The organism is Paenibacillus sp. Z3-2, from assembly GCF_054161325.1.
This window is the reverse complement of the sequence record NZ_CP096397.1, coordinates 4,427,708-4,451,475: the sequence shown is the minus strand read 5'-3', so window position 1 is coordinate 4,451,475 and position 23,768 is coordinate 4,427,708. Positions and strand designations below refer to the sequence as shown.

The following is a 23,768-nucleotide window of genomic DNA, read 5'->3' as shown; positions in this document are numbered from 1 at the left end:
GCCGCACTAAAGCCGCTCTAATGAATTTCATCATTTTTTTGGGGGGAACAACGTGTACACAAAGCAATTTACAAGCCTGGTTGATGTAATGAAAGAAAGAGGGAACACAGCGGATCGGGGAATCATTTTTATTGAAGGGGACGATCAAGAGAATCAGCTTACATATAAGGAGCTCTATGAAGAAGCCTGCGGATTTTTAGGCTACCTTCAAAAGCAGGGAGTGGAGACAGGGCAGGAGGTTGTGTTTCAAATAGACGACAATCGCCACTTTATTATCGCTTTTTGGAGCTGTATCCTTGGCGGTATCATTCCTGTCCCGGTCAGCACTGGGAACAATGACGAACATAAGAGCAAAGTATTTCGTATTTGGAATATACTGAATCGCCCTTACCTGCTTGCAAACTCGAAAATTTTGAAAAATTTGGAAGAGTTTGCGGTGAAGAGCGAACAGACCGAATTATTCGACAAGCTTCGCGGCAGGGTATCACTTCTTGACGACAATTCAGTATTCTCACGGGCATTCTCTCCCCAAATCCATAGTCCACATCCCGAAGATATTGCTTTTATTCAATTTTCATCAGGTTCGACGGGAGATCCCAAAGGGGTTATACTGACCCATCGCAATCTGATCTATAACGTTAACGGTATTATAAACAGAACTAAAACCACCTCTGAAGACTCCTATTTGCAGTGGATGCCTCTGACTCATGATATGGGAATGATATGCAACCACTTGACACCTCTGACAACCAACTCGGATCAATATATTATTCCAACATCCTTATTTATAAGACAACCCGCACTATGGATCAAAAAAGCAAGCGAGCATCAGGTTGCTGTCATCTCCTCTCCGAATTTCGGCTATAAATACTTACTGCAATTTTTCAAACCGGAAAAAGCTGAGAATTGGGATTTATCAAATATCCGCCTGATTTATAACGGAGCAGAGCCGATTTCAACCGAGCTGTGTTATGAGTTTCTGGACACCTTTGCCCCTTACGGTCTAAAACGGACTGCTATGTGTACTGTTTATGGGCTTGCCGAAGCTTCTGTAGGCGTTGCTATACCTCCGATCGAAGATGAATTTGTGACCGTATTTGTCGACCGCCGTCATCTTAATATTGGGGAACAGGTTATTGAAGTTGATCAAGAGTTACCCTATGCGCTGTCCTTTGTCGAAGTAGGTTACCCGATCGACTACTGCCAGTTGAGGATCTGTGATGAGGACGATACAGAGTCCATGAACGGTACCATAGGCCATATACATATCAGGGGGGATAACGTCACCAAAGGATACTACAATAACCCGGAAGCAACCCGGGAGCTATTGACACCGGACGGATGGGTTAGAACCGGGGATTTGGGATTCCTCCGTAACGGTCAGTTAGTCGTCACCGGACGGGCGAAGGATATTATTTTTGTGAACGGGCAGAACGTATACCCTCATGATCTGGAGCGAATCGCCGAGGAAGTAGACGGTGTGGAGCTTGGCCGAGTAGCCGCATGTGGGATTTACAACACAGATAAGAAAAAGGAAGAAATTGTTTTATTTGTTGTCTCCAAAAGAAAGATAGAGAAGTTTTATCCGATCGCGCTAAAGCTAAAGCGGCTTTTGAACGAGCGGGGAGGCTGGGAAATTGCGGATGTGGTTCCGACCAAGCGAATGCCAAAAACGACCAGCGGAAAGATACAGCGGTATGTGCTTGCCCAACAGTATCAGAATGGCGAGTTTACCGAGGTTTTACAGGAATTGAAGAGTATGTTCTCAGCAGAAAAAAAGGAATTGGGGGACGAGCAGCAAGAGTCTTTCCATCCAAGAAGTTCGCAATTGGAAATCGAGTGTGATATCCAGCGTATCTGCCGCGAAGTACTCGGGAAAGACGAGATCGGTGTTCGGGACAGTTACTTCGAGATGGGAGTAAACTCCCTCCATATGGCGCAAATGGCTGACCGGATCGAGAATAGGTTTTCGGTCAAACTAGCAGTTGCAGATTTGTTCGCTAATCCGACGATTCATGACTTGGCCAAATTCCTGAAGTCGGAACCAACTTTATCCCATCAACCGGAGCAAAATGGAATTGATTCATCGAAACAGGATCATGATATCGCGATTATCGGGATGTCACTTCATTTGCCTGGTGCGGCAACGGTTCAGGAGTATTGGGGAAATTTGATGGAAGGCCGCCATCATATCGGAGAATTGCAGGGTGATCGGCGGGAAGATGCCAAAGATTATTTATCCGTGATGGGGCTGGATGTCGAAGAACCCGACTTTAGAACCGGAGGATATTTAGAGGAAATTGATAAATTCGATTATACATTTTTCAAAATTACCCCTAATGAAGCCAAGTTAATGGACCCGAATCAAAGGTTGTTTACTCAGCAAGCCTGGAAAACACTGGAGGACGCAGGGTATGCCGGAGGCAAGCTGCGCGGCCGGAAGGTCGGGGTGTACGCCGGTTATTCAAAAGTGGGATATGACTACGAACGCCTGATTTCCAAAGCACAGCCGGACCAGATATCAAATTATATCGTCGGAAACTTGCCCTCCGTTTTAGCCAGCCGCATCGCGTATTTTCTTGATTTTAAGGGTCCGGCGATAACCGTAGACACGGCATGTTCTTCTTCCTTGGTCGCTGTTCATATGGCGTGTCAGGCGATTCGCTCTGGCGAATGCGAGATGGCGCTGGCTGGCGGGGTCAGAACTTCCATACTTCCCTTGTCTTTAGGGCTGGATATGGAATCCAGGGACGGTTATACCCGCGCCTTCGATTCGGATTCGGACGGAACGGGCGTGAGCGAAGGGGTGGCATCCGTGTTGTTGAAGCCTCTGACTCAAGCGCTCCGTGACGGAGACCAAGTATATGCTGTCATTAAGGGCAGCGCGGTGAATCAGGATGGAACGACGGTAGGAATTACGGCGCCCAACCCTGCTTCCCAGAGTGAAGTGATCCGAGCAGCCTGGGAGGATGCGGGCGTGGATCCAGCAACACTTACGTTTATCGAAGCTCACGGAACGGGGACGAAGCTGGGCGATCCAGTCGAGTTTTCAGCATTAGAAAAAGCATTTGCCGGATATACAGATAAGAAGCAGTTTTGTGCACTGGGCTCTGTGAAGGCAAATATTGGACACACTTTTGAAGCGTCTGGCATCGCTGGTCTGATTAAATCGGTTCTGATGCTTAAGCACCGACAAAATCCGCCGCTGCTCCATTTCAGAGAGCCAAACAAAAATATAAATTTAGAGCATTCCCCTTTTTATATTAATTCCGAGCCCGCTGCATTTGATTCAACAGAGCAGCTGCTTCGCTGCGGAATCAGTTCCTTCGGATTCAGTGGAACGAACTGCCATGTGGTTATGGAGGAATTCGTTGATCCAAGAGCGGAAACAGCGGAACAAGAGGATGGACGCCCCCATTTGTTCACCCTATCTGCCAAAAGTGAAGGCGCTCTTCAGGAGCTGCTCCGCAATCATGTGGACCATTTGAACTTATATCCGAACCAGACCTTATCCGATATTTGCTGCACGGCAAGCACAGGGAGGGCTCATCTTGAGTATCGCATCGCATTCGTCTGCCGCTCACGTGAAGAATTAACCCGTAAACTGACAGATCTTGCTGAGAACAAAGGACAGCAGGGAATATTTCGAGGTGTATATCGGATCGTTTCCGAGTCAAACCAGGAACTCGGGAGGGGAGAAATCACTGAGGAAGAATTACACCGAATCAATGAAGAAGCAGCCGCGATGATATTGGACCTCGCTTCCACGACGCCAGAGAGCCGGGGGTGGGAGCTTGAACGGTTATGCGAGCTGTACGTTCAGGGCGCGCGGATCGAATGGGACAAGCTCTATTCCGGGAGAAAGGTTCCCTTGCCGCTGTATCCTTTTGAGCGTAAGCGCTGCTGGATCGAAATTGATCGAAGCGATTATCGAAAGGAGGAAGGACAAACGGACTCTCAGCAAAGGGAATTAATGACACCAACCGCTGAAGCTTCCCATTTGTCGGCTGATGTAGAGAAAACAGTGAAGAAAATGATCGGTGATGCCTCAGGATTGGACGTGACTGAGATAGACAGCTCCGCCCACTTCCTTGAAATGGGACTGGATTCCATCATGCTTGTCCGGATTCGTAGGGAAATTGAACATATTTATCTGCTGGATATCGCGATTGAAAGGTTTTTCGACTCGATCACCAATGTCCACACTTTAACCCGATATATTATCGAAAATGCAAATTTGAAACCGGCTGTGGCTTCGGCTCCTAAGGAAGTCCCGAACCAAGAGGAAGAGTCTCAGAAGCAAGCGGTGCTTCAGGAAGCAGAAGATCAGCGACTTCAGGCTTCAGCGACTGTTTCCGCGGAGATGAAGGATTGCATATCTCCGCCGGTTACGGGAGTCTCGGCATTGGAGCGGATTTTTACCCAGCAGATAGAGCTGATGACCCTTCAACAGCAAAATGTGAATGATATTCTCGGCAGGCAGTTGGAGCTTTTAAGCGGCAGCGGGGCAAAGATGAGCGGAACTGAGGGAGACGGGCGGGATTTTGACGTTTTGCCGGGTGGATACAAGCGGGGAGAGAAAGAAAAGGGGGGACCAGACGGCCTGAGCACAGCCAATCTGTCGAACTCTGTATCCTCTCCTGATTCCTGCGCTACTCTCGAATCGGCCGAAGTGTTTCAGGCCGATCCTGCCCTTCGGGTTATGCCAACCGGCAGCGGTGGGCAGGCGCCTAAGCCATTTATTCCCTATCAGCCGATGGTGATTGGAGAGGACGGAGATTTTACAGAGCAGCAGAAAGAACATCTGAATAAGTTTTTTGCGGAATATACAAGACGTACAGAAGGGTCTAAAACATATGCGCAGCGGACGCGGTATGTCCATGCAAACAACCGTAATGTACCGGGATTCCGTTCCTATTGGAAAGAAGCAATTTATCCGATCGTAGCCGAGCGTTCTTCGGGTTCAAGGATGTGGGACGTGGATGGCAACGAATATATTGATTTGACAATGGGCTTCGGAGTAAATCTGCTCGGGCATAATCCGGAATTTCTCGTTTCAGAGATGAAAGAGCAATCCTCTTCTTCTCTGCCGCCGTTAGGCCCGATGTCTGATCTGGCTGGCGATGTAGCGAAAAGAATTAGCCGGATTACGGGCATGGAACGCGTGGCTTTCTACAACTCCGGAACAGAAGCTGTAATGGTTGCACTACGTACGGTGAGAGCTGCGACGGGACGCTCGAAGGTCGTCATTTTTTCCGGCTCCTATCACGGTACATTCGACGGCGTGTTAGGGGTATCCCATCCGGATTCCGATGTTGCCGCGTACCCGATGGCACCTGGCATCCAGGCAAATTTTGTTCGAGACGTTATCGTGCTGAACTACAATAAGCCTGAATCGTTGGAACTAATCCGCAAGTATGGCCATGAGTTGGCGGCGGTGCTCGTCGAGCCCGTGCAGAGTCGTCGACCGGACCTGCAGCCGCGCCAATTTTTGCAGCAGCTCCGGGAGATCACCTCCGAATCGGGGACGGCGCTTATTTTTGACGAAGTCATCACGGGGTTCCGAATCGGCCTGGCAGGCGCTCAAGCCTGGTTTGGCGTGAAAGCCGATCTGGTGGTGTATGGAAAAGTGGTCGGGGGAGGTCTGCCTATCGGGATCGTGGCCGGGAAAGGAGATTTCATGGACCCGATCGACGGCGGGAAGTGGAACTTTGGAGATATCTCCTATCCGTCAAAGGCCGATCGTAAAACCTTTGTCGGAGGCACGTTCTGCACTCACCCGCTCACGATGCGAGTGGCTCTAAAAACGATCGACTATTTGGAGTCTCAAGGCCACGCATTGTACGACGAGTTGAATAGTAAAACAGATTATCTCGTGCAATCATTGAATGCCTTCTTCAAAGAGCGGAAAGTTCCGATTTATATGGTGAATTTCGGATCTTTATTCCGCTTCGTTTCCTTCGGAGATATCGAGCTGTTCTTCTATCATTTGAACCACAGAGGACTTTATGTGTGGGAAGGGCGTAATTGCTTCATGTCCACGGCCCATACCTATGAAGATATTAATACGATCATTCACATCGTAAAAGAGACCGTGAGCGATTTACAGCGCGGCGGCTTTCTGCCAGGAGACCCACCTCCGGACGATGACGGCGGAGGAGGAAAGCGGGTCAAGTTGTCCAATGAGCAAAAACAGCTTTGGATTTCCTCCGTTACAGGCGGACCAGCTTCCGCTTCGTTGAATGAATCCGTATTGCTTCGAATGAAGGGTGCTTTAAATATTGATGCGTTACGGCAGGCGGTCAACTTACTGATCCGCAGGCACGAGGCCCTGCGCACGGTCATTGATGCCAGCGGCGAATACCAAGAGATTCTGCCCGAGGCCCAAGCACCGTTGAAGGTGCAGGATATGCGCGGTGATTTGGCTGATAGTAGTAAGGATAATCTGGATCGCTGGCTGGCGGCGGACGCTTCCGAATCAATCAGTTTGCAAACCGGGCAGTCGTTGTTTCGGATTACCGTGTTGCAAATGGACGATGAGGAATACATTTTGGCATTTTCCTTCCATCATATCGTCATTGACGGTTGGTCCATCGCCATATTTGCAGGCGAGCTGGAAGAGGCTTATTCAGCGGTCTGCGAAAAACGGATACCGCAGCTGCCGCAGCCGGTCCAATTTCGCGAATATTTGCAATGGCAGGAACAAAAACTTCATCAACCGGATGCCGGCGAGGCTGCGGTGTTCTGGTCGGCCCAATGCAGCCAGCTAGTTCCAACCTTACAGCTGCCTTCGATTCACGGATACATTAGAAAAAAGATGTTCAATGGCGGCAGGCATACTCTAGTGCTGGACCGGGATGAGACGAAGAGGTTAAGAGCGCTCAGCATTCGTAGTAAGAACAGTATTTTCATTACCATGCTGGCTGCTTACAGTTTGTTTTTATATCGGCTCACCTATCAAAGACAAATTATCGTCAGCATTCCAACGGCAGGACAATCCCACATGGGGGAGACCCACCTGATCGGAAATTGTGTGAATCTGCTTCCTATATATATGGAGCTGAATGGCAGTGAATCGATCACTGACTACTTAGGTGCCGTAAAGGAAGTCATGCAGCGGGTGGACCGGCATCAAAGTTATTCGCTCGCAAGCCTGATGGAGCACATGCCTGAAGTGCATATACCGAATTTGAATATGATGTTCAATATGGACCGGCCTGTTCGTCAACTGAACTTTAGTGGATTAGAAACCGAGCTTCTTCCGTACCCTGTTCGCCATTTGCATTATGATTTGTTTCTTAATGTAACGGAAATCAATCAAGAGTTGAGGTTGGATTTCGATTTCAGCACTGATTTATTCGAACCGGAAGTTATGAAGATTTGGGCGGAAAGTTACCGACATCTATTACTTTCCATGACGCAAGATTCCTCTATGAGTGTATCGCAGTTGTCGCTGAGTACCGAAGAGCATACGCATGCGCTGACGCAGTTCCGGAATAAACATGAGGGAAAGTATATTCTTGATTCGCAGCGGAAACCGGCTCCGATAGGTTCCATCGGCGAACTGCATACCTTGAATTTAGAGAACGATGCAATGATACCTTCGGGACAGCTCGCGATGATTGTTCCTTCCGGGGCGATGATCATGTGTGGGGATGCTGACCGCTGGGCGGAAATTCGCGGATACCGCATCAACTTGACACAGTTGGAAGCCGAGCTGATGAAGCTGGAAAGCTTGAAACAGGCTCAAGTGGCTGTTAGGAGAATAAAATGTCATCACGCATCCACAAGACTTGCGGCGTATATTGCATCTCAGATCCCGATCGATGTTTCGCGTGTCCGAGTGGAGATGGACGAACGTCTGGCCGAGTATGCAATTCCTGCTGATGTGGCGGTACTGGAATCGTTCCAGCGATTGGATGACGGGTCCATCGACGAAAATGCACTATCCGGTCTGGATATGTTTTCGCAAGATCAGGAGCCGTTAAATGAGACGGAGTCCAGCATTGCTGAGATCTGGAACGAACTTTTGGGGACCGAGCATGTTGGTGCTAACGATCATTTTTTTAACATTGGCGGCAACTCTTTGAAAGCGACAGTCATGCTGTCGCGAATATACCGGGAGTTTGGTATTCAAATTCCAATTGGCCAGTGGTTCCAGCAGCCGACGGTTCGCCAGTTATCCGGGTTGTTGAACGGGCATGCGGAGGAATCATACGATCTGATTCCGGTACAGCCTCAGCAGGAGTACTATGGAATATCCGCGTCCCAGAAGCGGATTTATATATTGGAGCAGCTTGAGGCGAACAGTCTTATCCACAATATCCCGGGTCAGATCCATCTTGCGGGTGAGCTGGATCCGGACCGGTTAATTGCTGCTCTTGGGCAAATTGTGGACAGACATCGGGTGTTTCGAACGTCTTTTGAAATTCGGGGCCAGGAAATTGTGCAGAGAATCGGTGATCCGGTTGTGCTGGACGTTCCGTACTCGGAACTGTCTTCTGAGGAAACAACAGATGACCGGTTTCGAAATTTCGTAAAGCCGTTTGATTTGACCCAAGCGCCGCTTTTCAGGGCAGAGCTTGTCAAACTGTCCGATGCTGAATCTCTGCTGTTAGTAGATATGCATCATTTGATTTCAGATGGTTATTCCATGGCCGTATTTATGAAAGAGCTAGTAGGATTGTATCAAGGACATGCACTGCCAGAGCTTAGAGCACAATACACGGACTTCGCTGTCTGGCAGAATCAAACGGTTAACGAACAACATGTGAGAGAGCAGGAAGCTTACTGGCTTAATGAATTTGCAGGAGAGCTGCCCACTCTGAATATGCCAATGGACTATCCCCGGCCTGGACAACGGAGCGTGGAGGGGGAACGGCTAACCTCCTGCTTGGACGAAGGATTGACGAAAAGACTTCGCCGATTGGCCGCGGATACGGGCACCACGTTGTACATGGTTATGCTTACCGCTTATAAAGTACTGTTGCATAAATATTCCTGCCAGGATGACCTTGTTGTTGGCACTCCGGTTTCGGGGCGTATTCATCCCGACATCGAGCCGCTGATTGGTGTGTTTATCAATACTGTTGCAATCCGTAGTTATCCGGCCAAAGACAAGACGTTTGCCGAGTATTTGGAGGAAGTTCGGCACAGCAGCATCGGAGCATTCGAAAATCAAAGTTATCCCTTTGAAATGCTGGTGGAAAAACTCAATATCCGGAGAGACCCCAGCCGCAATCCGTTGTTCGATGTTATGTTTATTTTTCAAAATATGGAATTGGAGGGTGTATATGGAGCGGGAGTGACATTTAAGCCGGAAGAGAAAAATCCCGGTGTGTCCCCCTATGATCTGACGCTTAGCGCTGAGGACTGGAATGAGGAATCGTTAACCTTAAACTTTGACTACAGCAAGAAATTGTTCAAGCATGAAAAGGCAGAGCGGATGCTCGTGCATTATGTGAATATTCTAAATGCCGTAGCGGATCAATCTGCATTGACTCTATCGGAGATTGATATTTTATCCGCGGAGGAGCGTCAACAACTGCTGTTTGAATTTAATGCAGCCGAGCTTCTTTATGACAAGCAGTTGACAATCGATGAGTTGATCCGGCGGCAGGCAGAACGTGCTCCTGATGAGGTTGCGGTGATTTGGGAGGATAAGTCTTATACCTACAGCGAACTGGATGCGAAGTCGGACCAGCTCGCGGCTGCGCTTCGGCAAAAAGGGGTGCTGCCCGGAACGATTGCCGGGGTAATGGTTACCCGATCGATTCATATGATCGTGGCTTTGCTTGGCGTATTAAAAGCGGGAGCCGCTTACCTGCCGATTGATCCGGAATATCCGGTGCAGCGGATTGAGTATATGCTGGTTGACAGCGGTGCGCAAATTTTGCTGACCGAGCAAGGTCTGAACGTCCAAGTGGAATGCAGTGTCGCAACGATCAACATGCACGATGAGAGCTTGTATCGGGGTATAACACCGGAAGATATTGCCTCTTCACCAGTTCATACATCCGATCACAATGCGTACGTTATATATACCTCGGGCTCTACGGGAAATCCCAAGGGAGTCATGATATCACACCGGGCAGTCCATAACTTTATCGAAGCTACGACCAAGGAGATCGCATTCTCCCCCGGCAAGAGCATACTGTGCCTGACGACGGTTTCTTTCGACATTTTTGTTCTCGAAACATGGGTGCCTTTAACCAAAGGGCTCACTGTCGTCATCGCAGGAGAGTCGGACCAGCGGGATCCCTTAGCGCTCAACCGTTTGATCACGAAACATCATGTGCAAATGCTCCAAATGACGCCTTCCCGTTTGAAAATGCTCCTGGGCGGTGACCCGGACATGACATTTCTGAGCAGTGTGACCGACATTATGCTCGGCGGAGAACCCCTCCCGATTTATTTTTTACACCGACTTCAGGAGGTTTCCGGTTTAAACATATTTAATATGTACGGTCCGACAGAAACGACGGTATGGTCCTGTATCAGTGACTTGACGAAGAAGGAAATAGTAGATATCGGTACACCGATTAGCAATACACAGATTTATTTACTGGATGCCAACGATATGCTGGTTCCGATCGGGCTGCCCGGGGAGCTGTGCATCGGAGGAGATGGATTGGCCGAAGGCTACTGGCAGCGCGACGATTTGACGAATCAGAAATTTGTCGACAATCCGCAAGTCCGGGGCCAAAGAATGTACCGGACCGGAGATTTGGCTAAATGGCGGGAGGATGGATGCCTCGAATATATAGGCAGAATGGACTTTCAGGTTAAAATCCGTGGGTACCGGATTGAGCTCGAAGAAATTGAGGCAGCGATGATTCGTCAGCTTACGGTAAAGGAATCCGTCGTGGTGGCCAAACAGGACAACCAAGGGAATTCCTACCTCTGCGCTTATTACGTTCCGCAAGCGGGAAGTGAACTGGGCTCGATTCGGGAAAGCCTGCTCAAGTCGCTACCTGAATATATGGTGCCTTCCTACTTTATACCGCTGGAGCAGATGCCGTTGACGCTAAACGGAAAAATCGACAAAACAGCAATGCCTGAGCTGGAAGTGAGTGCACTTACTTTGGAGTCTTATACGCCTCCGGAAAATGCAATCGAAGAGCGACTGGTTCTGATTTGGGAAGAAGAACTGGGCCTTGAGCAAGTCGGCATTCATGATAATTTCTTTGAACGGGGTGGCCACTCCCTGAAAGCGACGATCATGATCGCCAGAATGAACAAAGAATGGGATGTGGGAATATCGGTGGGGGAATTTTTCCATCATCCTACGGTACGAGGATTAGCGAGGTTGATTCAGCATGGCAACCATCGTACGTTTGATGAAATTCCCGTTGCGGAAACTCGCAGCCATTACGCATTGTCAGCGGCGCAAAGACGTCTGTTTATCCTTGAACAATTGAATGGGGCCAGCACGGCATATAACATGACGGCAGCCTTTGAGATCGAGGGAGATCTGGATATTGGAAAGCTGGAGACTAGTTTCCGTACCATGATACAAAGACATGAAGCGTTCCGCACCTCCTTCCGGACGGTCGACGGGGAGCCAGTGCAGACCATTCATCCTGAGGTTGAATTTGCCATCGAACTTGCCGAATGCATGGACGATGCTGATTTAAATTGGCTTTCCAAGAGATTCATCATGCCTTTCGATCTAAGCAAGGCTCCATTATTTAGGGCATGTCTGGCAAAAAAGGATGCAAACTGTTATGTGCTGCTGATTGACATGCACCATATCATTTCGGACGGTTCTTCCATTGAAGTGTTCATAGAGGAATTTAATACGCTGTACAGCGGCGGTGAACTGCCGGAGCTTCGAATTCAATATAAAGATTATGCCGCCTGGTATAACGAGCATCTGCATGAGGGATTGTTTGAGGATGATAAGCAATACTGGCTCAAGCAATTTGCCATAGAGCCTCCAGTATTGAGTATGCCGACCGACTTTCCTCGTCCGCAATACCAAAGTAATGAGGGGGCAAAGCTTGAAGCTTCTGTTGGTTCGGAGCTGACAGCTCAATTGCAGCAGTTAGCGCTCGAAACGGGGACAACTGTCTATATGATTTTACTTGCCGGGTATAGCATCCTCCTATCAAAATACGCCGGACAAGAGGACATCATTGTAGGAACGGCGTCAGCCGGAAGAGATCATGCTGATCTGCGCAAGGTGATGGGCGTATTCATCAACACACTGGCGATTCGAACCAGGCCGGAGGGCCGGAAGAGCTTCCGCGAGTATTTGATGGAAGTCAAAGACATATGCCTGAACGCTTATGAACATCAGCAGTTTCCGTTTGAGAGCTTGGTAGAGGCATTGTCGATTCCGAGAGACTTGAGCCGAAGCCCATTGTTCGACGTGATGCTGACGATGCAGAATGCAGACGAAGACGACTTTCAAGTGAAAGGTCTGGCAGTCAAACCTTATGCGCTGGAGCAGAACTCATCCAAGTTTGATATCTCTCTGCTGGTCAAACTGACCGGGGATAATATTCTTTTGGAATTCGTCTACAGCACAGCTTTGTTTACTGCTGATACACTGGAACGGTTTGCTCAGTTATTGGTCCATGTGCTTCACACGTGTGCGAACAGGCCGGAGCTGGAGCTGGCCAAGCTCTCCCTGCTGTCGAGTGAGGAGAAGACAAACGGTTCGCATAGGCTGATGCTCCAAGATACCGAGGCTGCGATGAAACCGGCTTTCGGCACAATGATTGAATGGTTCGAGTCGACCGCAAAACGGATGCCGAATCAGACGGCGCTTGTCTGCGGAGAGGATCGATGGAGCTTTTCCGAACTAAATGGAAAAGCCAATCGGTTGGCAAAAATGCTGCTGGAGAACGGTTTCGGAGAAGGCAACCGCATTGCCGGGATTATGATGGAGAACCGGCCCGAAACGATAGCCGCCCTGCTTGCTGTTTTCAAAGCGGGAGGCACGTATTTACCGATTGATCCCGAGTTCCCTCAGGAACGAATCAAGTACATGTTGGCGGATTGCGGCGCCCAGTTCCTACTGACCTATGCTGCGGATCTGCTTGCGGCTGACACTGCGGGGCAGTTATTCCTTCTAGATCATCTCAAAGCGACAGATGGTCTGGAGAAGAATTTGAATATTCCGGTGAAAGAAGACGACTTGGCCTATTTGATCTATACCTCCGGGACAACGGGGACACCTAAAGGCGTTATGATCGAGCAGCGCAATTTGGTCAATTATGTGCACTGGTTTGTGACGAGTCAACGAATCGATGGCACAGACAAAACAATGCTGCTTTCCTCGCCCGGGTTTGATTTGTGCTATACCGCGCTGTATCCGGCGTTAGCGGGCGGCTGCGAGCTGCACTTGCTCGACCGACACGATTATGTGGACCCGGCTTTTGTACTGGACTACATGTCATTGAACGGCATTACATTTATTAAAGCGACGCCGTCTCTGTTTCACATTTTGGCGAATCATGAACGGTTTGATACGGAAGGGCTGTTGAACTCGCTGGAACTGATCGTTCTTGGAGGCGAGAAAATAAGGATACAGGACGTTAAACGATATTTTGAACGGTATCCGTACACCAGATTCGTAAACCACTACGGACCTACGGAAGCCACGATCGGATGTATTGCTCATCCATTCGACCGGGATTCGTTCGAGGAATTCAGCAGTCAGCCGGTGATTGGGCAGCCAATCTTTCATATAGAAGCACATATTATGGATAATCATGGAAACTTGTTACCGGATGGAATACCAGGTGAGTTGGTGATCGCCGGGCGGGGGGTTGGACGCGGATATTTGGGACAGCCAGATCTTACGAACGAAAAGTTCATCTCCCATCCCCTCCATCCTGAACAACGTCTGTATAAAACGGGAGACCGGGCTAAGCGATTGCCGAATGGCAGCATTGAGTTCATCGGCAGAGTCGACCATCAAACCAAAATCCGTGGTTACCGGGTAGAGCTTGCTGAAATCGAGTTTCAGCTTGCGGCTCATCCGGATGTGCAGGAGGCCGTAGTTACCGTGAAGGAAGACGACAACGGCAGCAAATACGTTTGTACCTATCTGGTTACTACTCAAGTGCTGACAGCGCAGGATATGAGAAACTATTTAGGGGCCAGACTGCCGGCATATATGCTGCCTTCTGCTTATGTTTTCCTTGACCACATGCCGCTCAATGAGAACGGCAAGGTGAACTTCAAAGCGCTTCCCGATCCGGTCATGGAAGTCAAGCCTTTCGGAGAAGACTCGACTCCAATAAACGAAATTGAGGAAGTGATGCTGCGTGTATGGGAGGAAACGTTGGGCGTACAAGGTATAGGAACGGATCATAACTTCTTTGAATGCGGCGGCGATTCCATCAAGGCACTGCAGGTATCTTCACGATTAACAGCTTACAGTCTGCGGATGGAAATGAGGGATCTGTTCAAACATCCGACAATCCGGGAATTGAGCAGATACGTACAGACGCTGACTGTCAAAACCAGTCAGGAGCCGGTGACGGGAGAGGTGGGCTTGACTCCGATTCAATATCGGCTGTTCGAACAGAAATGGGAGTATGTCCATCATTACAATCATTCAGTCATGCTGCACAGGCCGGAAGGCTTTGTTCCGGGGTTGGTCGCCGAGGCGTTCGATCGTCTGGTGGAGCACCACGACGCACTGCGGATGAGGTTTGGCTTGGAGGATCACAGGATCGTTCAGTTCAATCAAGGGTTGGAAGAAGAGGAGTATTACAAGCTGAATGTGATCGATCTCAAAGGAACTGCAAACACTGTGGCCGAAATCGAGCGGCAATCTGCCAAACTGCAGACGGAATTGAATATTGAACAGGGACCGCTTATCCGACTGGCGATCTATCATACAACTGCCGGAGATTATCTGTTAGTTATCATTCATCATCTGGTCGTTGACGGGGTGTCCTGGCGGTTCATTCTGGAGGACTTCTCCACTGCCTACAAGCAATTGATTGAACAATCGGAGGTGATTCTCCCGGACAAAACGGATTCCTTCAAAGCATGGTCGGAGAAGCTGAGAAAGTATTCCGTAAGCTCGTCACTATTACAAGAAACAGGATACTGGAGTGCAGTCGAGCGGACTTCCGTCACCGAGCTTCCCGTCGACCATTCGATTTCTTCGAATCAGGCAGGGGATCACGCAGTTCAGAAGCTGACATTGGACACCAGTGTTACCCGTAGCCTATTAACAGATGCTCATCATGCCTACAGTACGGAGATACAAGATCTTCTTCTTGCGGCTCTGAGCCGCACGCTGAAAGAGTGGGCAGGTTCCGGTAATATACTGATCCAATTGGAAGGGCATGGCCGGGAGGACGTAATAAAAGGGGTCAATGTGTCGAGGACGGTAGGTTGGTTCACATCCCTGTTCCCGTTCGTGCTCGGACAGGAAGGGGCGGACGATCTTGCCGAATTGATCAAGAGAACCAAGGATGAGTTGCGAAGAGTACCGGGTAAAGGGTTGGGCTACGAAATCATGAAATATTTGACCTTCCATGACCCGACCTCCGAACTTTCACTGGATTACCTGCTCAAACCGGAGCTTGTCTTCAATTACCTTGGGCAGTTTGACCAGGAAGCAGCGCGGACGGCGGTGTTCCAAGTGTCCGACATTTCGACTGGACCCGAGGTTGGACCGCAGGTTCAGAAGGGATATAAGCTGGAATTGAATGCCATGGTCGCCAACGGTCAATTCAGTATGGAAATAAACTACAACAAGTATCAATATCATCAGGAAACGATTCAGTGGCTCGCTAAGCGGTTTGGAGAACATCTTGAACAAATTGTCCAACACTGCTGCCGTAAGGAAGTTAAGGAAATGACACCGACCGACTTCCAGTACAACAAACTTTCGCAAAAACAATTGGATGCCATTTCTCGCAAGTTGAAGGAGAAGCTGTAGTCCTGCCGTAGGTGGAAGCTGCCGGATTGGTGGCAATTCGGCAGCCAAAGTAGATGGGGAGTGTGTGACATTGAGCAATCATGAAATTGATAAAATATACCCGCTTACGCCGACTCAAGAAGGAATTTTGTTCCATTCCTTATTAGAACCCGACTCTGAAGCGTACTTTGAGCATGTTTCCTTCACGATTCAAGGGATGCTATCACTTCCAACAATGAAGCGCAGTTTTACAACCTTGGTAGAACGTTATGATGTATTGAGGACGGTATTTATATATACGGAAGTGGAGCAGCCCTTACAAATCGTTTTGAACCAATGCGAGCCCGAAATAAGCTTTGAGGACATTTCGACCTGTCCGAAGGAAGAACAGCCGAGGCTCATCGAGATGGTTCAAGCACGGGACCTGGAGCGAAAGTTCGATTTAGAGACAGGCCCGCTCTTCCGCATGACTGTGTTCAAACTGGATAAGGATGTCTACAAAGTCGTCTGGAGATTCCATCATATCATTATGGACGGCTGGTGTATGGGGATCCTTGCCCAAGATTTGTTCCAAATTTATGAGGCTTTGGAGAGTGCTTCCCCGCTACGATTGGCTCCGGTATATCCTTATAGCGATTATATAAGGTGGCTCGGGGAGCAAGACCAGAAGAATGCTCTGCAATACTGGAGCCAATACCTTGAGGATTACGAATTGCGGGCGACGGTCCCATCCCTGGGGGGAGGGGATGATCGAAAAGGGTTCGATCATCGCAAATACCATTTTAAATGGGATGAAGATACAACTCGGCGCCTGAAAACGCTGGCCGTCAAACATCAGGTGACGTTAAGCACGGTGTTCCACGCGATTTGGGGTGTATTGTTGCAGCGTTATAACGACAGCGAGGATGTTGTATTTGGTTCGGTCGTATCAGGCAGGCCGCCAGAATTGCCTGGTATCGAGAGCATGGTGGGACTGTTTATTAATACGGTTCCTTTACGAATCAGAAGCTATGAGGACACCTCATTCCAAGAGCTGCTTGCCCAAGTGAATGATTCCATGCTGGAAGCGAACCGGTATAACTATGTTTCATTGGCGGAAATCCAGTCAAAAACAGTACTCAAAAATCAACTGATCGACCATATTCTCGTTTTTGAGAATTATCCGCTGGAGACGATGGGCGGCGATGAAGGCAGATTGTCGATCGTCGACAGTGAAATGGTGGAACATACCAATTACAATCTGGACGTGACCGTGTTCCCGGAACAGGAACTCGAAGTGTTGTTCACCTATAACGGATTTCTCTATGACGAGCATTTTCTGCACAACTTGGAAGGGCACTTGAAGCAAATCGTGAACATTGTATTGGGCAATGATGGTGTGTATTTGCGGGATATCGAGATCATCTCTCAACAGGAAAAGCGGGTCATTCTGACCGACTTTAACAACACGGAAAAGGAATTCAGGCTTGACAAGCCTGCGCATGAACTATTCGAAGAGCAAGCACGACGTCACCCGGAAAAAGTTGCACTTCGCTATCAGGAGGAATACCTGACTTACGATCAGTTGAACCGAAAAGCGAATCGCTTGGCATGCATATTCAGACAGTTCGGGCTTGAAAAGGGTGATTTTGCAGCGGTGATGCTGGACCGTTCACCGCTTATGGTAGCGAGCATACTCGCCATTTGGAAACTTGGAGGGGCTTATATACCTGTCGATCCTCAATATCCACAGGAGAGGAAGTCGGGGATCGTTGCCGATTCGGATGCCAGAATCGTTGTTGCATTATCCGGACACGTGGAGGATGAGCTGAAAGCACGTTATCCAGGCCGGTTTGCGGAGTTGGACAACCTTGTACCTCCCGAGGGTGAAGAGGCCGAAAGCAATATCTGCGTCCCGGTAGAAATGAACGACTTGGCCTATACACTCTTTACTTCCGGTTCGACGGGAAAACCGAAAGGAGTCTTGATTGAGCACCTGGGGATGCTGAACCATATTTGGGCTGAAGCGCATGATCTTCATTTATCTGATGATATTGTGTTCGCCCAGACGGCAAATCACTGCTTTGATATTTCGGTATGGCAATTATTCGGTGCATTGGTACTTGGCGGGACCACGGTTATCTATCCAGAGGAACTGATTCTTTCACCCGAGCGGTTCATCCATCAGCTCATCCGGGATCGGGTAACCCTTCTTGAAGTCGTTCCTTCGTATTTGAGTGTACTTTTGGATATCGTTAAGGCACGTTCTCTTCGTTTTGAATCTCTGCAGCATTTGATGATTACAGGGGAGGCCGTCACGCCTGCGCTGGCTGCACGCTGGTTTGAGCTTTGCCCCGGAATCAAAATGGTTAACGCGTACGGTCCGGCGGAGGCATCGGATGATATTTGCCAGTATGTCATGGATTGTTCACCTGAAAATAAGGGATATATCCCGGTCGGAAAACCGTTGTCCAATATTCGAATGTATATTGTTAACAAGCAATCCCAACTGTGTCCGATTGGAATCATTGGCGAAATTTGTGTAGCAGGAATTGCAGTAGGAAGAGGTTATCTTAATGATCCGGAACAGACTTCAAAAGGGTTTATGGAGGATCCGTTTGCTTCCCGGCCAGGCGTTCGATTGTATAGAACTGGAGATTTGGGCAGATGGCTTCCTGACGGTAATGTCGAGTTCATCGGCCGCAAGGATCAACAGATCAAAATCAGGGGATTCCGGATCGAGCTCGGAGAAATCGAGCACCGGTTAAGCGAGCACGAACAAATTCGGGAAGCAGCAGTGCTTGTCAAGGGAGGGGCCGAGAAATACTTATGCGCGTATTACACGGCTTATGTCGATCTGACGGCATCCGAATTGAAGGAGTATCTGGTCGCCTGTTTGCCGGATTATATGGTTCCTACAATCTTTATACAACTGGAGGATATGCCGCATAATGCCAATGGGAAAATTAACCGAAGCCGGTTACCTGAACCTGTCATCGAGCGTAATGAGGGCGAATTTGTGCCTGCACGCAATGATACGGAGGAGGCCTTAGTTTCCATTTGGACTGAGATTCTGGAAGTGAAGAGGGTAAGCATAGAAGATAATTTCTTCAGTTTAGGCGGACATTCACTAAAAGCAACGATCCTTGTTTCCCGTATTCAAGGGGAGCTTGGTGTTGACGTAACCGTGAGGGACATTTTCGAGTATCCGACCGCTGCTCTTTTGGCGGAGCGACTCCGGGAAATGAACGGAGATGTGTACTATGAAGAGTCCATTTCACCGGCACCTGCCGATGACGCTTATCCAGTGAGTCCGGCGCAAAAAAGAATATATGTGCTACATACGCTAGAGGAGTCGGAATCAACGGCATATAACATGCCGTTCGCCTACCAAGTTCAAGGCCGTTTGGATTCCGCGCGCTTACAACATATTATCAATCGGTTGATTGACCGTCATGAGGTATTTCGAACGTCGTTCCGGTTTGTTGACGGGGAGCTGGTCCAGATCATTCATCCCGAAGCGTACTGTAAGCTTGAAGAGGTAGAAATGACTGGTGCGGGTAAGGAGCAAATCGATGAACAAATCAAGTCGTTTATACGCCCGTTTACTTTGGAAGAAGCACCGCTCTTGCGGATTCAATGGCTTCATACCGGACAGGCCGCAGGTGTGCTTTTGATCGATATGCACCACATTATTTCCGACGGTTTGTCGGGAGTCATTCTACTGGAAGAACTGGAGCGGATGTATAACGACAACGATCTGCTGCCGCTTGACATCCACTATAAGGATTATGCCTTCTGGTTGAATGAACGGCTCGGCGGGGAAGAGATGCAAAGCCATGAATCTTATTGGCTGGAGCATTTCCGTGGTGAACTGCCTCTATTAAACCTCCCGCTGGATTACCGTAGACCGGCCGTGCAGAGCTTTAACGGCAAGACGTTGCAGCTTTCGCTGTGCTCGGAGCTTGCCGGATCGCTTCAGAAGATGTCTCAGGACATGGGCGTAACTTTGTTTTCCGTGATGTTAGGTGCTTACTGCACCCTGTTATCGAAATATAGCGGTCAGGAGGAAATTATAGTCGGAACGCCAGCCGCCGGGCGTAATCATCGGGACGTACAGCACATGCTGGGGATGTTTATCAACACAGTGGCGCTTCGCAATTTTCCGGAACAGCATAAGACGTTTCGCGAGTTTGTCAGGGAGGTTATGGATCACACGTTATCAGCAATCCATCATCAGGATTTCCCTTTCGAGCGGTTGGTGGAGCTGCTTGATCTGAATCGTGACACAAGCCGAAATCCGCTTTTTGACACCATGTTTAATTTGACGGACCGCGAGAAACCGGAAGTTGCTATAGGCGATCTGCTCCTCACTCCATATGAGCTGAAGACCGACATCTCCAAGTTCGACTTGATGCTGGATGTTTATGCGGATCATACCGAGATCTCCCTTGATTTGCAGTACAACACCGATTTGTTTTCAGATTTCACCGCACAACAAATGGGCCGCCACTACTTGCAGATCCTCCATAACCTTGTAACGGCTCCCGATATATCGCTGGGAAGCGTGGAGCTGCTCAGTTTGGAAGAGCGCAAGGAAATAATGAGTTGGGGCCGGGGACAAAAGGCAGCCTATGACTTCAATCTGAGTGTTTCTCAACGCTTTGAGCGTTTCGCGTATGAACAGCCGGATTCGCCGGCAGTGAAATTCGCTGGGGGAGTATGGAACTACGCCGAACTCAATGCTAAAGCCAACCGGATTGGCCGTTACCTTCAAAGGAGTTTGGGTGATCTGCCGGAGGAAGCGATTGCTGCAGTGATGTTAGAGCGCTCCCCCGAATTTATTCAAAGCGTGCTCGGCATCTGGAAGGCGGGAGGCGCCTATGTTCCGATCGATCCGGAGTATGGAGTAAAGCGCAAAACGGGTATTTTGGAGGATTCCGGTGCACGAGTTCTTATAACCCGCTCGGAATATATCCGGGATGGGTTGGAAGAGCAATATGACGGGGTGATTCTTTGCCTTGACTTGGTGCTGGAGGAAATTGAGAAGGAAAGCCCGGTGAATATCGGGAAACTGCAGGGTGCGGACAGTCTGGCATATATATTGTTTACCTCTGGCTCGACCGGAAAGCCCAAAGGCGTAATGATCGAGCATCGGGGTTTATTGAATCACATCCTTGCCGAAGCCGATGCTCTTGCTCTGGATCATCGTCTGGTCTTTGCCCAGAACGCCAATATCTGTTTCGATATTTCGGTATGGCAATGCTTTGGTGCTCTTGCATTGGGCGGGACGACCGCGGTGTATCCACAAGATATGGTACTTGAAGCAGAACGTTTCCTGGAGGCAATTACCGCCGATCGCGTGACGCTTTTGGAAGTGGTCCCATCTTATTTGACAGTCATGCTGGATGTGCTGGAACAGAAAGGGATAAAACTAGACTTTCTAGGTCACTTAATGCTTACGGGAGAAACCATAAAGCCGGATTTGGCTCGGAGATGGTTGAACCTGTATCCAGGAATTCCAATCGTAAATGCGTACGGACCTGCGGAAGCTGCCGATGATATCAGCCAGCTTGTGATCCACGACTTGCCTAAGGAGACAGACTTCGTCCCGATTGGTAAACCGCTGGCGAATTTAAATTTGTATGTGGTCGATAACCAAATGAAACTTTGTCCGGCAGGCGTTTACGGAGAAATTTGTGTATCTGGTGCGGGTGTAGGGCGTGGATATATCCATGATCCGAAAAGAACGGACCAGTCCTTCGGGAAAGATCCATTTGCTCCTTGTATCCCGGAATCGGGTGATATCCCTCGTCTGTACAAGACCGGTGATTTAGGGCGCTGGCGGCATGACGGAAATCTGGAGTTTCTCGGACGTAAAGATTTTCAGGTCAAAATCAGAGGCTACCGCATTGAGCTGGAGGAAATCGAAGTTTGTATTATGCAATCCCCACATATCAAGCAGACGATTGTATTGGCTAGAGAAGATGATACCGGAAGCAAATATTTGTGTGCATATCTGGTTCTGGAGCCTTCTGCGCAAGACAGCGAAGAGAATTGTCTCTTGGAGTTAAAAGATGAATTGGCAGCAGCATTGCCCGGCTATATGATACCGTCCCACTTTATCATTCTTGCAGACATGCCGCTTTTGATCAGCGGGAAGATCAACAGGGATGCACTGCCAGCTCCCGAACGCAGCGCGGCGTCGAGTGGGAATTATACGGAGCCCCGTAATGAAGTGGAGCAAATCCTGGTGACGATTTGGGAAGAGGTTCTCAGCGTCCACAAGATCGGGATCGATCATAATTTCTTTGAGCTCGGGGGGGATTCGATTCGAGCCATTCAAATTTCTTCGAAGCTGAGCAATCAAGGTTATAAGTTGAAAATGAAGGATCTGTTCCAAAATCCGGAGATTCGGAAGCTGTCCAAATATATTCAGGCGGACCACCGCGAAATTGATCAGGGGCCGGTCGAGGGATTTGTGAAGCTTACTCCAATTCAGCAGTGGTTCTTTGAATGCGGATTCTCACCGGCAAATCACTGGAACCAGGCTGTCGTTCTGCATAAGCGTGAAGGATTCGATGCGGACCTGTTAAGGGAGGTCTTCACCGGGCTGATCCGTCATCATGATGCGTTAAGAATGGTTTTTAAATGCGAGGAAGGATTATGGATGCAGTATAACAGGGGGGAGAACATTCGGGTGGAGCACCCGTGGTTCGAACTTTTCATCAAGACAATGGCCGACGGGGATGATGGCCGGATTGAGATGGCCCGAATCATTGATGAGCTGCATGGCAGTCTCGATTTGGAAAACGGACCTTTGGTTAAGGCGGGATTATTCAAGACAAGCCAGGGTGATCATTTGGCGATCATTATTCACCATTTGATCATTGACGGTATTTCCTGGCGCATTTTATTCGAGGATTTGACGCTTGCGTATCATCAAGCAGAGCGGGGCGAACCTATCGCGCTGCCGTCCAAGACGGATTCCTTCCAAACGTGGGCGAACCGATTAACGGAATATGCAAACAGTGAAATGCTGCAGAAAGAGAAGTCCTACTGGCGACAAATCGAATCGCAGAACATTAAGGTCCTGCCCAAGTCTGGCCTTTTTGAGGGCACTGCAACAGTCTCGGATAACATGTCGTATTCCTTTAAGCTGTCTGCAGCCGAAACCGGGCAGCTTCTCGGTAAAGTGCATAAGGCCTACAATACGGAAATCAACGACATTCTGCTCGCTGCATTGGGACGGGCCGTAAGGGAATGGACCAACGAGGAAAATGTTTTGATCTGTCTTGAAGGACATGGCAGGGAAGACATCATGAAGAACGTGAATATCAGCAGAACGGTCGGTTGGTTTACTTCCATTTATCCAGTCGTATTGAACATCCCGGGTTCAGCGGATATATCCTACCACATCAAATCAGTCAAAGAGAACTTACGTCGCATTCCGAACAAGGGTATTGGCTACGGAATCCTGAAATACCTTGGTGAGAATCGACTTGAGGACGAGCTGCAATTCCGGCTGGAGCCTGAAATTAAGTTTAACTACCTGGGGCAATTCGATAACGATGTGAATACAGAGCTGTTCGGTGCTTCCGACGTGCCATACGGTCAAACCGTTAACCCGGAAGCTGAAAGGGAAGTGGCTTTGAATATTACGGGCCTTGTGGAAGATGGCTGTCTGACGATGTCGATCGACTATAATCTTGCGGAATATACAGGAACGGAAATCAGCCTCCTGGGCGGCCGTTTTAAGACACAGTTGATGGAAATAATCAAGCATTGCATGGAAAAAGAGACTCAGGAACTGACGCCTTCCGATGTGGGGGGAGACGATTTGTCCATTGAAGAGCTGGAAGCCATTATGGATTTTTATAACCAATAAAAATGAATT

Annotated in this window: 2 protein-coding genes; both read left to right on the top strand. The window is 48.9% G+C overall.

All coding sequences use genetic code 11. The features are described from left to right. Positions 1 to 52: 52 nt before the first annotated feature. On the top strand, positions 53 to 15,913 hold the full coding sequence (locus tag M1D71_RS19750; protein WP_458123325.1) for an amino acid adenylation domain-containing protein: 15,861 nt from the start codon (positions 53 to 55) through the stop codon (positions 15,911 to 15,913). A gap of 70 nt (positions 15,914 to 15,983) precedes the next feature. Then, positions 15,984 to 23,759, top strand: coding sequence for an amino acid adenylation domain-containing protein (locus M1D71_RS19745; protein WP_458123324.1), 7,776 nt, complete (start codon positions 15,984 to 15,986; stop codon positions 23,757 to 23,759). Positions 23,760 to 23,768 lie beyond the last annotated feature (9 nt).